General features: G+C 36.8%; 8 protein-coding genes and 1 pseudogene. 3 read left to right on the forward strand and 6 right to left on the reverse strand.

All coding sequences use genetic code 11. The features are described from left to right. Positions 1–3 precede the first annotated feature (3 nt). Positions 4–1,014: an ABC transporter substrate-binding protein gene (locus tag SJW71_RS03235; RefSeq protein ID WP_431811740.1), complete on the forward strand. Its 1,011-nt coding sequence runs from the start codon at positions 4–6 to the stop codon at positions 1,012–1,014. 57 nt (positions 1,015–1,071) lie between these two features. On the opposite strand, the gene SJW71_RS03240 is transcribed toward SJW71_RS03235, so the two are convergent. The 5 genes and pseudogenes from SJW71_RS03240 to SJW71_RS03260 form a co-directional block, all read right to left on the reverse strand. After that, the gene (locus SJW71_RS03240; protein WP_431811741.1) at positions 1,072–1,428 is read right to left on the reverse strand and encodes a 4'-phosphopantetheinyl transferase family protein; all 357 of its coding nucleotides are present in this window, start codon (positions 1,426–1,428) and stop codon (positions 1,072–1,074) included. A gap of 42 nt (positions 1,429–1,470) precedes the next feature. Further along, positions 1,471–1,569: pseudogene (locus SJW71_RS03245) on the reverse strand (4'-phosphopantetheinyl transferase family protein); the annotation flags it as partial. 154 nt (positions 1,570–1,723) lie between these two features. Next, the gene (locus SJW71_RS03250; RefSeq protein ID WP_431811742.1) at positions 1,724–4,891 is read right to left on the reverse strand and encodes an amino acid adenylation domain-containing protein; all 3,168 of its coding nucleotides are present in this window, start codon (positions 4,889–4,891) and stop codon (positions 1,724–1,726) included. A 131-nt stretch (positions 4,892–5,022) separates the two neighbouring features. Beyond that, the gene (locus tag SJW71_RS03255) at positions 5,023–6,771 is read right to left on the reverse strand and encodes a methyl-accepting chemotaxis protein (RefSeq protein WP_274794656.1); all 1,749 of its coding nucleotides are present in this window, start codon (positions 6,769–6,771) and stop codon (positions 5,023–5,025) included. 535 nt (positions 6,772–7,306) lie between these two features. Beyond that, positions 7,307–7,753: a hypothetical protein gene (locus SJW71_RS03260; protein WP_274794655.1), complete on the reverse strand. Its 447-nt coding sequence runs from the start codon at positions 7,751–7,753 to the stop codon at positions 7,307–7,309. 149 nt (positions 7,754–7,902) lie between these two features. Here SJW71_RS03260 and SJW71_RS03265 point away from each other — a divergent pair, with 149 nt between their 5' ends. Beyond that, a complete protein-coding gene (locus SJW71_RS03265) occupies positions 7,903–9,240 on the forward strand; it encodes an AAA family ATPase (RefSeq protein WP_274794654.1) in 1,338 nt (445 codons plus the stop codon). Beyond that, complete coding sequence (locus SJW71_RS03270) at positions 9,233–9,964, forward strand: hypothetical protein (RefSeq protein ID WP_431811743.1); 732 nt, start codon at positions 9,233–9,235, stop codon at positions 9,962–9,964. Before SJW71_RS03265 ends, SJW71_RS03270 begins: the two co-directional genes overlap by 8 nt. A gap of 46 nt (positions 9,965–10,010) precedes the next feature. Here the strand turns inward: SJW71_RS03270 and SJW71_RS03275 are convergent, their stop codons facing one another. Beyond that, complete coding sequence (locus SJW71_RS03275) at positions 10,011–15,101, reverse strand: DUF4132 domain-containing protein (RefSeq protein ID WP_431811744.1); 5,091 nt, start codon at positions 15,099–15,101, stop codon at positions 10,011–10,013.

Genomic DNA, 15,101 nt, shown 5'->3' on the forward strand with positions numbered 1-15,101 from the left:
AAGATGAAGAAAAAACTACTAATAGGAATCGGACTAGCGGCGCTATTAACATTAACAGCTTGCGGTAACACATCCAAAAATATAGCTGAGGAAACACAGGCTAGAGATCATTATCCGCTGACAGTTGAAAACTTTTCAAAAACAGAGGGTGGATCAACATGGGAAAAGAAAGATCAAGTATTCGATAAAGCACCTGAAAGAATTATGGCAAATACACGTCCAGCTGCAGAATTATTATTACATTTAGGATTGGGCGATAAAATTGTTGGTGTTGGAGCAAACTTTGGTGCAGTAGATAAATCTGTGGAAGGGGAATACGCTAAACTGACTATTTTAAGCGATGAATATGTTGGCAAAGAGGTTACATTAGGAACAGACCCTGATTTAGTATTTGGCCGCGGAGGCTTATTTGATAATGCTGAATGGGGAGTAGGTACAGTAGATTCACTTAATGAAATGGGCATTAAAACATTTGTTTTAGAGTCGTCGGTAACAGGTGGTACATATGATTCTATTTACAATGATATCAAAAATATTGGTGAAATTTTTAATGTGCAAGATAAGGCGGATAGCTTTATTAAAGAACTAAAAGGGAGACAACAAAATATTTCTTCAAAATTAGAAAGCATTAAAGAAGAGAAAACATTTGCTTATTTGCATACAAATGATCCAAAAGAGCTTTTTGTCTTTCCAGCACACGATGAAACATTCTTTAATGATGCATTCAAAATGGTTAAGCTAGAGAATATTTTTAAAGATGAAACAGGTGATGTAAGTGTCGAAACACTAATAGCAGCAGATCCAGATGTATTAATTCTTCCTAACTGGGATGGCTCTGATTTAACAAAAGTATGTGAAGAAATTTATGCTAATCCTAAACTTTCAAGCATGAAGGCTATTAAAAATAAACAAATGTACATTGTAGATTATAATTATATGTTCGGTTATGGCTATAACACAATTGATGGAATGGAAGCCTTAGCTAAGGAAATGTATCCTGACTTATTTAAATAATATTGAAAGAGCTATCCCTGAGAGTCGAATAAAGGACATGATGGGATAGCTTTTTTGTTATCTCTGTAGAAGCTGCTCTCTATTTAACTTTGTGGTTTTTATAGTGGAGGATACGTTGTTCCAGCATATAGATACAGGGTGTAGTGGATCGAGATAAAATAACTGTGTTGAAAGGTCTTTTCTTGTTCTTTTAATATCAACCGTATCCAGCAAATGGGGTGAACGACTCGGCAATAGGCCTGTTTTAAAGAATGCTTCTTTTAAAGTCCAAAGCTCATAAAAAACATGGTGAGACTGATGAGAGACTAATTGTTGCTCTGCCTTGGAAAGTGCATAGTGCATGAGCTCTTTACTCACAGGCTTTATTTCTTCAACGTCGATGCCTACTCGCCCACTAGGTGTTACGGCTAACACAATCCAATCACCAGAATGAGAAAGATTAAAATCACCTTGCCAATGGGGATGGCCTGCAATATAAGGGCGACCATGTTCATCCTGTGCCGTGTGTAATAAGGCATCATCTAAATATGGAAGAAGAGCCCATCTGATGAGAGTCTTACCTAGTAATGCTCTTTGACGGTCCTGCCAATGCTTGTATTGATTAAGCTTTTTTTTACATCAGAAGGGAGTACTTTGCTGAAAGTATCCCATTCTGATGGTGTTAACTGAGGCCCTAGAGGCGTGGCAAATAGTTGTATATCCTGTTGAATCATCTTATGTTGACTTGTTGTGGTTCAGGGAAGTAGCCTGTATCAATGCCGTATTGAAGCATTCTTTGAATAAAAGCTGTATTTGGTACTGCACATTCAATTTTCGTATTAGCTAAAAATTCTAGAGTTTTTTTGCAATTGAAGATAAACGGTGAGTCACTTGCTCCATCACCTTCAAGCTGTGCAATAGCTAATGATAAAAATTCCTGTACATCTTTCGAATGCTCACCATTTAATAACCAATTTGTATATTCCTGAGTAGACACAATTGTTAAGTCATAACCGAGTTCCTTAATAGTGTCGATTAATTCTAAATAAGTAATCGACACAGGGTTACATAAGTGGAAGACATGACCATTCACCGCTGATTGTGCTGCCAGAGAAACGAGGGCCTGACTTGCATAATTAATTGGGGTAAAGTCAACATGCCATTGTGCCGTAGGTGTCTTACCTAAATAAAGCATTGATTTAATCATACGGTAAAAGGCGTTATCATCGATATTACGTTGGAATTTTCCCGTTTCAGAATGACAGCTTAAATTACCTACACGATAGATGGAAACAGGAATTGCATCTTGAACCGCATTTCGAACAAGATTTTCTGCCTCTAGCTTACTTTGTGTATAAACATTATCCAATTTCACGTCGTAATTAAAATTCCCTTTTTCTTCATTTGGTCCCCATTGAATGGCAGCTAACTCCTCTGGAATACCAATTGTTGATACGTAATGGAAATGTACACCTGGTTTCTTTTTGGCTATTTCCAGCAAATAGCGAGTACCGTTAACATTCACATTATTAAAGTGGTCAGTCGCACCGAAATGACGTACATCTGCACCACAGTGAATGATGGTAGTGATTTCTTCCATTATCTTTTGTTCATCGGCATCAGATAATTGAAGGCGTTGCTTTCCTAAGTCGCCTTGGATAACAGTAATACGGCCTTTTATCTGATCAGCAAAAGCACTGCCAAAATAAAATTGCATACTGTCTATTAGCTTTTCTTCAATTGTTACATGAGCACTTGGTCGAATAAGACAATAAATATGTGCAGCAGTTGTAGTTAACAGCTCGTATAATACATGGCTACCTAAATAACCTGTGGCCCCTGTTAATAATACGGAAGTCATTGGCAATGGTTTCGCAGTTTGTGAGACTTCTAACGGGCTTGGTTCCATAAGATCCTTGAAAATAATTGGAGCTGCATTTTCCTGAACATCAACAGCTTCAGGCTGATAGCTAAGAATATATTGATCGAGCTCCGCAATTGTTTGATACTGGAAAAAGTCCTGGATTTTTAAGAATGGTATATGCTTTTTCACTTGTACAAGAATTTCCAATACTTTTAAAGAATGTCCCCCAATGTGGAAGAAATTATCGTGAATACCTATTGGTTCGATACCTAGCACATACTCCCATGCGGCAGCTAGCATACGCTGTGTATCATTTTCTGGTGCAATATATGTAGTGCTTCTTGATAAGGTTACTTCCAGTGAGGCTAATTGTTTTCGATCAATTTTTCCTGTAGGAGATAGAGGCATTTCAGGTAATTCCATAAAACGCTCAGGCACCATGTAATCAGGTAAAAGATTCGCTAAGTAATCTCTTAACATATCTTCGTCAAGCTGCATACCACTTGCTACCGTATAGTAGGCAAATAAATGATTATTACCATCAGACATTTTCTTTGCAATAATGACGACTTCTTGAATGCTTGGATGGTTACTTAATACGGTTTCAATTTCTCCAAGCTCAATACGGAAGCCCCTTACTTTGATTTGTGAATCCTTACGTCCGACAAATTCGATATTACCGCTAGGCAATAGGCGAACTAAATCACCTGTTCGATACATTTTTTTGTTTGGTTTCAATAGATGTGGAACAAAGACCTCAGCCGTTTTCTCAGGCTGATGTAAATAACCTGCTGCTAAACCAACACCTGCAATACATAACTCTCCTGTTACATGAACAGGGCAAAGCTGTTCCTCTGCATTTACAACATACATCTCATAATTAGCGACAGGTCTACCAATAGGGATGCTAGATTGCATGTCTGTTATCTGACTCTTTACTTTAAAATAGGAAGACAGTACTGTACATTCAGTTGGCCCATACACATTAATAATCTCTGTAGATAGCCCGAATTTTTCCTGCCATTTTTGAACAATAGCAGGCAGTAGGGCTTCCCCACCAACAGATAAATAATTTAGAGTAGTTAGCTTTGTTCGGTATTCTTTAGGTAAATGTGTCGCTAGTTGTGTAAAGAAAGCATTTGGTATAGTGGCAGTTGTTACTTGCTCACGACTAATCATTTCAGCAAAAGCTTCAATCGATAGACGCTCTACACTTGTTAGCATATGAAGTCTTGCTCCTGAAAAGAAAGCAGTAAAAGTTTCTGTGACAGAAGGGTCAAAACTATAAGAGATAAATTGAGAAAAAACATCATCTTCCGTTGAATGGTAGATTCTTTGATTATCTGTAATTAAATTAATAACAGCTCCATGCTTAAGCAAAACACCTTTTGGTTTGCCTGTTGAGCCAGATGTATAAATGATATAAGCTAAATCAGATGGATGTAATTCACAATGAATATTTTCCTGTGAATAGCCGTTCTCTGATTGGCTTACAGTTAACACGGTATGTTTTTGAGAATCACTATGTATGAAATCGTTCAATAAAGCTCTATATTCGCTTTTCGTTAAGATATATGGAGCACCTGTATCGTTTAATAGATATTGACAACGTTCTTTTGGATAGCTTGGATCTATAGGAACATACACTCCACCTGCTTTTAGGACACCGAGTAAGCTAATGACAGTTTCTTTACTACGCTCCATAAAAATTGCCACATGATTTCCTTTTTGAAGACCGTTTGCAACTAACATATGAGCGACTTGGTTGGATTGTTCATTTAGCTGACGGTATGTCAATTTGCCACCCTCATATGATAATGCAATTCGTTCAGCAAACTGTTGTGCAGCCTGATAAAATACGTCAGGTATTGTTGCATCTTTATCGTAGTCAGCTATTGTTTGATTCAATTTTTTGTATGCCCGTAAATCTTCTTCATTTAAAAGTTGAATACGATCGGATGGAAAACTTTGTGGCTCAAAAGAGTACGTATGATTATGCGATGGGTGTACATCAAAATTATGTTTAGTATTCAATTATGACAACTCCTATTTTAGAAAAGGGCAGACACTTATGAAGGAGTGTTTGATGTATTAGTTCCACAGAATGAATTCTCTGCGGGAGCTAATGGACATCAACCTCCTTATAAGAGCAGCCCTTTCGTTTTTTATTTCACTACAAAAGTATGAACAACATTTAATAATTCGTCAGATAACTCGGATAAGACTTGAGCTTCTTCAGAAACTCGCTGTACCGTGTTCAGCTGAGAAGCAGACGTTGCTGCTACAGCTCTTGTATTATCTTTAGAATTGATTGAGAACTCTTCCATATCTTTTACAGCAGACGTCACTTCTTCCATACCAGCTGCCATTTCCTCAATTGTGGCAGAGAGTTCTTGAATTTGACCTGTCACATGATGAATGGAAGTTAATATTTGACTAAATGATTTTTCTGAATCATTGATCATGACAATTCCATGATCTACTTCTTCCACAGCATGAATCATGATGTTGACCGATTCATTTGTATCGTGCTGGATATGAGAAATAAGGGTAGAAATCTCTCTTGCAGATGCCTCAGATTGTTCGGCAAGCTTACGGACTTCGTCTGCTACCACTGCAAAGCCGCTACCAGCTTCTCCAGCACGTGCTGCTTCAATAGCTGCATTCAATGCAAGTAAATTGGTCTGAGAAGCAATACCTGTAATAATCCCAACAATTTCTTCGATCTTATTAGAATGCTCACCAAGCAATTTGACAGAAGCAGCAGACTGATTAACCGCTTTACTAATAGCATTCATTTGTGAGACGGATTTATTTGTCGATTCATTGCCTCTTTCAGCTTCCTCTGATGCTAAGATCGAGGACTCCGAAATTTCGTTGGAAGTCATTGCAATACGTTGAATTCCTATACTCATTTCTTCAATTGTAATCGTACTTTCTTTTGCCTTTTGAACTTGGAGGTCAGCACCACTTGCAATTTCTTGCATAGAAGAAGCTACATTATTGTAAGAATCAGTTGCTTCCTGCATATTGGCAGATAATACATTAGCAGTGTTTGAAACACGTGCAGAAACATTTGTTGTGCTTTTAATAACATTCTTTAAAGTTTCAATCATAGAGTTAAAGTTTTGTGTAAGTGTTCCGATTTCATCCGCTGATGTAACTGGTAGTGGGTCAAGCTCTAAATTACCTTCTGCTACTTTTTTAGACTGTAGGGACAGTTGTTGAATAGGTGTTAATTTTTTTCTTAAAAGACTGTATACAGCAATGGATGAACCAATTAAGAAAATAACAGTTACTAATAATGTCCAGAGTGCTTCAGACATTGCTTTTGCAGTTACCCTGGATACATCATAGTCAATGGCATAAGCAGCTAAAATGTTACCATCCTCATCTAATATAGGTGTAAGACCAGTTTTGTAACTACCAAATTCATCGCTATAAATGTCAGTAGCCGTTGCTTTTTTTGTATTAAAAATTTCTTTGATTCTTGCTAGGAAATCTGGAGATAGCCCCATGGCAATCATATCTTGATTATACTCAGCTCCTAATTCCAATATACTAGATGAAAGAACAGGAGCATTAATATTTTCCCCATTAACTGTAATTAAATATAGATTGGTAATACTATCAGAGTTTTCATTGATCGCATCCATTTCACTTGTTAAACGAAGGGCATCAGAGTTATTTTTTGATGGATTATCTAGTATGGATCGTAATGTATCGATATCAATGGTTTTTGCTAATATCATACCTTTGTCAGATAGTGATTGATCCATGTCTGTTAAATTACTGTTTCGTACTATATAATAAGAAAGACCTAAAGTAACTAATCCAAATAATAATAAAATACTTACCATTATCGCAGTTAATTTTTTACTTATGGACATATGTTGCTTCTTGCGTTTTTTCATGTTTTTCCTCCTAGTATGGTATAACAAATATTTCATGCAAAAACTATAAATGGATAATTCAGTAAATGTGTTGTATACTTAGAGCCTGATGTTATTCGTAGAAGCTAAAGTACGCTCAAAATATGTATAAATGCAAAATAATCTATTTATCCCCCAACATTAAACTACTATACTGCCAAAAAAATTGATTCACAACCCAGAAAACTTCCTATTTAAAGGTTGGTTTAATAAAGATAAATATAAATTTTTAGTTCAATTGTCTATTTATTTCATATCGTAGGATGTATTTTTACGAAAAGTAGGGTGATTTCTAGTACAAAAAAGAAGTATGCTCAAAACTGAGCCAATTTCACTTGAATAAAAAACATTGGCTGTAATCCCTTTTTTTAATTTTGTTATAGGTCTTTTGTACTTATTTGATTATTGCTTGTGCTTGGAAATATTATAGTTTTCCATATTTTTTTATTATCGGGATAAAATGAAAATAGGCTATTTCTTTATTCAGCGAACAAAGAAATAGCCTTTCTAGTTGTTATTATGGTCGTGGATTACCAAAGTTACCTGGTAGTATATTCGGAAGTCCTGGTATTAATGGTGGTGGAAAACCAGGATATTGGCCCCCTGGACGTGGCGGATATGGTTGCGGTGGATATGGCATTGGTGGATAAGGTTGTGATGGGTATGGCTGTGGATACGGACGTGGTGGGTAAGGTTGTGGTGGATAAGGTGATGGGTATGGATAAGGGTATGGTGGAGGGTAGGAGCCTCCAGGTGGTGTTCCTGTACCTGCTGCAGTTATTTGACTAACATCAACAGTCACTATTTGACCATTATCAAGTTGGATTTCTGCAGTTCTTCCTCCAGTTCCAAATGTTCGAATTAATGTACCAGAGTAAGTGCCTGTAGGGAGAGTCACCCATATTTTCATACCAGGGCGAAATTGACTGTTGAAATCTTCTGGAGCTAATCTAGGATAAACCAATTAAACACACCTTTCTTCATTTTTTCTAACATATGCCTAGTGCGATTTTTATTATAGGCTTTTGGCCAGAAGTTGTTTAAATCAAATTTGTTATAAAATATAACAATTTTCATTATAATAGGGAAAAAAGCTAAAAGGATGTTTAGCAAATGGCAATCATTAAAATAAAAAAAATGAACATACAAAATCTTCGTAATGTACGACAGGGTGAAATTAAACTCGCAGTAAATTTTGAGACATTTTTTCAAGCAACTGTTGTAGGGCTTTATGGACAAAATGGCTCAGGAAAGACAACCATTGTGGATGCATTCGGTATATTGAAAACACTGTTATCAGGTTGGTTTACTGAAGGGAAGTTACCTTCACAAGAGAAGCGACTCATTTTGGCAGGGGAGCATACAGCCAGCATTCATGTTGAGTTTTTAGTTGAAAACCAATACGGTACTTTTTTTGTGGATTATTATGTAGAGCTACAGGAGGATCAGCATCGACTATATACGACGCTGGAACGACTCTCTTATCGAGAAAATGCTAAAGGGAAGCGTTCAAAAGTTTTATTTGCTGCGAAAGAGAAGGATGTACAAATCCGTAAATTAAGACTAACAGATTTGAGTGAACAGGCACGTATTCAGTTACTCGTTATTCAACAGATAGCAAGAAAGCGTTATACGTCTTTTTTATTCCATAAAGATTTAAAGCCTTTATTACAGGAACGACTTTCAGAGCAAGAAATGGAGCTCATGCAAAATATTGCTGTTGATTTTAGTAGAGATTTACATGTTGTTAATAATCATAATATTGCACCATTATTTGAAGAACGTATCATGCCATTTAGTATACATTTAGAGAAAACGAGGGGTCTAATTCCTTATGATTTAAATGGACCAGCTATATTGCCAGAGGATGCATTCTATGCCTTGTGTGAAGTAATTGAGCAAAGTAATCGTGTTTTAACAGCTATTATTCCTGGACTGACCATTAAAATTAATGTGATTACAAAACAAATGATGGATAATGGAGAGCCGGGAATACGGTTTGAGTTTTTATCACAGCGCGGGGAACGGGAATTACCACTACGAACAGAATCAGAGGGGATATTAAAGATCATTTCTGTTCTTAGTGTCTTGATTGCCGTATACAATAATCCGAATGCTTGTGTCGTTATTGATGAGTTAGATTCAGGTGTTTTTGAATATTTGTTGGGTGAGTTGTTAACAGTGATAGATGAGGGTGGAAAAGGACAACTTATTTTTACATCCCATAATCTACGTGTGTTAGAGGTGTTAGCTATTAAAAATTTATGGTTCACAACGACAAATGAACATCACCGCTATATCCAGCTTAAAGGTATTAAAGAAGTGAATAATGCTAGAGACGTCTATCTGCGTGCTATCCAACTTGGCGGACAGGATGAAGAGGTTTATAAAGAAACTAAAACATTTAAAATAAAACGTGCCTTTCGTAAAGCGGGGGTTCAGCATGACTAAAAAGGTATTGTTGATCATTGTGGAAGGACAGACAGAGCAAATCATTTTAGAGGATTATTTAGATGCTCATTTTGCTAATTCAACCATACGTTTTGATGTGCAACGCGAAGATATTTTGACAAAGTGGGATGCTCATAAACGTATACCGAATATTAAAAACAGTGTTGTAAGGGTGATTCAGAGCTATCTTGAAAAATATAAGTTTTTAGCAAATGACTTAACTGCTGTCGTTCATATTACAGATGCAGATGGCTGCTTTATTGCACCAGAATGTGTCAAAGTGGATGAGAATATTGAGCACAGTCTGTTTTATACGGAGGACGCTATTTTAGTAAAAACGGCAAAGCGTAAAGAGCAAATTGAACAACGCAATGATATGAAAGCAAAGAATGCTAAAATTTTAATAGCCAATGACCACTTTAGCATTAATCGAATGAAAGTACCTTATCAATTATTTTATTTTTCTACGAATTTAGAGCATGTCCTATGGGATGAACGCAATGAAATTCCAACAGAAAAAATACAAAAAGCAGACGAGTTTATCGACAATCTATCTGGCACAATTGAGGACTATTTAAGTGCTCACCTCCCGGTTAGTGCAGAGCTTCCTTATAGGGAAAAAATAAAAAAAAGTTGGTCATTTTTGATGGAAGGCTGCCATTCATTACAACGAGGGACGAATGTACCGTTACTATTTGAAATGATTAAAACGAATGGACAATAAAAACAGGTGACTGATATAGATCGTCACCTGTTTTAATTAATGTTTGTTAAAGCATTTGTTCATAACTCCGAATATGGGCTAATATGGAAGGATCTTTAATTTTTGTATCTTCACTTAACAGTAATAGTTTTGACATAATTTCAGCTGTGCGTGGATCGTCATCCACCATTGGTAAGAAGATTCGACCACGATGTTGCGATGGTACTGCAATTATCGGTATCATTGATCCACCTATTTGATGTACCACGCCACTACCTAAATGCAAGGAATAGCTTGCTAGTTTACCTTCGATTAGGGCATGCTGTTTTTTCACATCCACGTTGTTTAGCTTTAATAATTTGGCCAATTCTTCTACGATGATACTGCGCATTTCAACGGTAGAATGGCTAGCTTCTGGGTCCACACTACCAACATGAGCGACGCTAACAACGAGGTCAAGATCCCGCATGATTTCCGAGAATATCGTTGCAGGAATGTCATCTAAGACGATATCTTTACCAGTTAAACGATCATAGAAATATATCCCTTCAATTGCAGGTGCTTCAATTTCTGCTGGGGTAAACCAATCTGCTTGAGCATACAAGGATGCTACAATATTTTCCTTGTAATAAACTTTTCTTGGCCCTGTTTCATAACTAATTTGCCAGCCTCTTGTTTTCAACAAGGCTACAGTTTGGGATGGATTTACTTGATGTCCAGCATAACGCAATGATTGTTTTTGTGCTTTTTCATCTGCATTGATAAGGTACAACTCACGGAACACTTGCTTAAATGGTTGCTGTATTTTGTGTTCGAACATATGAGCTTGCCACTGTCTCCATTGACCACTTTCAAGAAGATGATGTGGGTGAGCAATCTTGATAGTAGATGTTGGGGCAAGCGACATCGTATCATTCGATACTAAACGTAAACCGTCAGCTGTAAGCATTCCAACATGCTCATCACTGATAAAGATTAGCTTTTGTAATAATGGAGCCAGTATTGGATGGGCTAATAAATTGATGAGCTCCTTAGCTGAAAATACTGTTTCTAATTCCATTGCTTGCTCAAGTGCTGGCCTTGCCCGTTTATACTGCTCTTGTAAACTTTTTCGAGCTTCTTGCAAGGTTACAATGTCGGCATGCTTCTTTAATGCAGCAGGAATGCTTTTTAGACGTTTGCCATCTTTTTCAACGATAATGCTAACAGATGCATCTTCTTCAATTTGCAAATGAGCTGTTATTTGCTCAATCTGTTGTGCTTTAAATAAATGCTTGATATCGTCAAAGGCTGATAACTCCATACGCCATGTGAAGCGAGTAGCTTCTCCATCACCTGCATTACGTGCTAAATTTTCCATTGCTATACTTGCAGCCCGTGCCTCACTTGCGCGACGTTGAGCGCCAAATTGCTTACTTTCCTTTAAAAACTGTTGAATAAATTGGTAGCGTGTTAAGGCATCTTTATCATCTGATTTTTTTAGTGGGATAAGGCCTAATGCACGTAGTTTATCTTTATTACGCTTGTCTTGGATTTCTTGCATTAATGGTTTTGAACTAAGCTTACCAATGGCAGTATCTGCATAAAGCTGTGCCCTACGATGATTAGCTCCTTCTGAAGCATATTTTGCTGCATCATAGACAAGTTTGAAATTTTTTGCACCGAGTGTTTGGTAGGCACTTTGGAACCAGGCTAAATCGAATGCACCATCACGAAAATCTTCAGCTGTTATGCTGGAGAAGAGGGCAATCTGATCTTTAGCAAAGTCCGATAAAGAATCGGTTGTATGCGCGATAAAATACCAAGCTGATTCCTTTAGTCCTTTCCAACCAATTACTTCACTAACCAGGTCAATCCAATGCTGGTTATACATCATGGCTTCAATTAAACGTTCTATAGAAATTTCTGTTTTTTCCCATGCTTCTTTTAATTGCTGTGCTGTTTCTTCTTTTTTAGGGTAGCAGCTAGTTAACAATCGCGAGAATACATCCTTTTTTGTTTCAGCTTGCCAAATATAGCCTCGTGCAAGTTTTTCTCCATCTAAGGCCTGGAGAATTTTGAAGAAATAATCGATTCCTTCAAAATACGAAATACTACTCGCTAGCTTTGTAACAGCAGTAGGTGTATCACCACGTTTGAGCTCAATGGCTAAAATACGATCGATTGCTTGTTCACGAATGGCAAGGAAATCGTTTAAGTCTTCAAATAACGGTTGATAACGTTCAAGTAATTTAGTTGGTTCATTAAAAATTTCTGATGCGAGCGTGTTGGTAAAGATTGCTTCGAATAAATGGTCGCGAGTTAACAAGCCAGTCTTCATAGCTTCTAAATATTGGAATATAGATAAATTGTATAAATTTGGGCTATAGCTCTCTTTGTTCATGCGTTTTGTTAGCTCTTCATTGATAGCTAACATTTTGACAAATTCGCCATACGTTGAGTAATCAGACCAGCATCGATCAACAAATACTTCTATAACATCTAAATCAATAATGGTTGATGTAGAACGATAGTAATAATAACCTTTATCTCTAACATCAAGTTGCCACTGATCTGCAGGAATTTCGTTGAATAGCTGTAGCATGATACCTATTGCCTGCTCAAAGCTGTTAAATTCAGGTGCATGCTTTTCTAGCAATGCGAGTGCTTCCTTATGCAGCGCCATCTCTCCTGAAATAGTGTCAATGTCCTGTGACAAAACTGAAAAAATTTGTTGCAGTGTATAGTTATATTTCAAGGAATTAAATTGTGCAACACGTTTTTTGATTTCTTTATAATCGAAGAAAGGTTTGATAAGAGTTTGAGCTGCATTGGAAAGATCACGAGCAGCAGGATACACTGATAGACCATTGTAAAAATTAAAATAGGCTAAGTCTTCTTTACTAAACATAGATGTCTTTATCCATTGAACAATGTTCTCAGGAATAGGGTAAACATCAAGACTAGCATGTCGTTTATTATCTGTTTTAGATGCTAGGACACTATATCTTTGACCTAATGTAGTAGCAATTGGCGTGTCATTCCATTGGTATGTTTCATACTCCAATTCAGCGTAATCATCAAGTATTTCAATAAGTTCTTCAAGCTTTGTTAATAAGTTTTCAATATCATATTGTAAGAACTTTTCAAATGGTTTAGGTGTCTGTACATAGAAAGGAACTAGCTGCTGCCAAGGTTCTTCATCACTCATCTGAATAGCACCATCGGTAATACGATCGTATTGAATAGGATGATGGGGTGTATATAAGCCAAAACCATTGCTCTCGTTATACTCCGGTACATTCTTTGTAATTAATTGTTCTAATAGCACTTGTTCGTTTTTGGTTACTTTTGGTAATAAGGTGCATAAAGCGCTAATTTGTTCGCTTGCTAAGTCATATTCCTTAGAGGCTTCTAATAATAATTCAAGTCCTCCAAGTCTTTTCAATTGTTTGCTGTCTTTTATTAGTCTTTCAGCACTTTGCAGTAAATGGTCCTGTGGCTGAACTTTCAAGAGAGAGATAGCCTCTTTGCGAAGAGCCCCTGATTTATTAGCTAAAAGATCTTCGATTCTGATAATTTCATCTTCAGTTGGTGTTAAAGCATGTATTTTCTTTAACGCAAGGGAACGATTGATGGAGCTTCGATCTCGTAAAGAGTTAAATAAAAATTCACGTTGACCTAGTGTGATAGGGTCAAGGCAATAAATATTCAGTAAGCCAATTCTACTTGATGGCGAGTACGAATCTGCGTGTGCAATAATTCGCTGGAATAATGCCTCGTCTTGGATATGATAGGCTAAAATAATTTGTGTTGAAATTAAATCCTCTAAGGACAGATGGACTTGCACAAAGGATAAAGGTTTACCTGTAATAGTTAGTCCATCTCTCGTGATCTCATTTTTAGCCCATTCGAGTTGCTCAAATAAGGGATATTCAATGCCTTGTAGTTGAGTATTTTCATTCATAAAGTCTTGAAGGATTTGATCCCATTCATTATCGCTTGCATACTCGCTATTAATATAATGGTTGGCATAAAGGAAATTACCCCATGCAAAGGCAAATAACTCAATATCCTTTGTTGTTAACATTAAATCCTTAACATACGGTGCAGTAAAGGAGATTTTAGATAAGTTTTTCAAGAATGCAAGTGTTGTCAGTTGGATATGTTTATCGCGTTTTAAAAGTTCTGTTAGTATACTATCTAGCTTTGTATAATCCTTTGTGGAGATGGCCCATAGCCCGACATAAATATCGATTGTTCGTTCACTTTTTAGTAGTTGCTCGACGAAATTGTCCTCTTCCATTGCTTGGATGGCTAAGGCCAAAACTTCCTCTGTTATTTTTTGATTTTCAAAGCTATTATAGCCAAGACCCATCCATGTATCGATTGCTCGTATTACTGAGGAGAAACGAGTTAATTGATGTTCCTGAATAAGTTTCATCATCGCTACTTGTGCTTCCAAGTTTCCGTGATCTATGTTTTCCACAATCACTTGTCGTAGCCCTTCCTGACGCGCAGCTGCTACTAATAATTTACCGACTGCTTCATGCATACGACAATTGCTTGATTTGAAAATGCCACGGATTAATGGATGGCCAAAAAAGGTACTATGATGCTCATCGAATAAAATACTCTCGACTGCCTCTTCAATCAAAGGATTATTTAATGACAGTTCTTCAGCAAGCAATTGCTCAAATACAAGAAAGCCCATTACTTTTACATTGTCATTTTTCAAGACATAGGAGCTATAGTTCGGATAGGAACCATGCTCATATTGACTATGGTTTGCCAATAACTCCTGTAGACTTATTTCCTCGAATGTCAGCATTTCTTCTATTAATTGTAAACATTGAAAAAGATGATCTTGGACTGGTTGAGCAGAACGGAAAGATCGACGTAAAATACCAGTTTGGAACATCGTAGTATCAAAACGTAAAGCTAATTGCTTCATTTTCAGTGCACGTTCCGGTGAAGATAATAGCGAAAGTACCTCAAAAAAAGGTCCACTAAATAGCTCTTCAAGTGTATGATTTTGCTGAGTAGCGATAAGCTGTTCAATGTCATAATCTCTATTATCCATATACTTTAGTAATGCTGCTGCTAGTGGCTGTAAACTGGCAGGTGCGAAATCGATTAAATTTTGAAAATGCATTTTTTGTTCATGTGAAAGTGTCAT

Source organism: Lysinibacillus sp. FW12 (assembly GCF_050817245.1).
GTDB classification, from domain to species: domain Bacteria; phylum Bacillota; class Bacilli; order Bacillales_A; family Planococcaceae; genus Lysinibacillus; species Lysinibacillus irui.

Bases quoted from the DNA above. Each gene is read 5' to 3' on its own strand.
- SJW71_RS03275 (WP_431811744.1), bottom strand. From the start codon at position 15,101: ATGACACTTTCACATGAACAAAAAATGCATTTTCAAAATTTAATCGAT.
- SJW71_RS03255 (WP_274794656.1), bottom strand. From the start codon at position 6,771: ATGAAAAAACGCAAGAAGCAACATATGTCCATAAGTAAAAAATTAACT.
- SJW71_RS03235 (WP_431811740.1), top strand. From the start codon at position 4: ATGAAGAAAAAACTACTAATAGGAATCGGACTAGCGGCGCTATTAACA.
- SJW71_RS03265 (WP_274794654.1), top strand. From the start codon at position 7,903: ATGGCAATCATTAAAATAAAAAAAATGAACATACAAAATCTTCGTAAT.
- SJW71_RS03270 (WP_431811743.1), top strand. From the start codon at position 9,233: ATGACTAAAAAGGTATTGTTGATCATTGTGGAAGGACAGACAGAGCAA.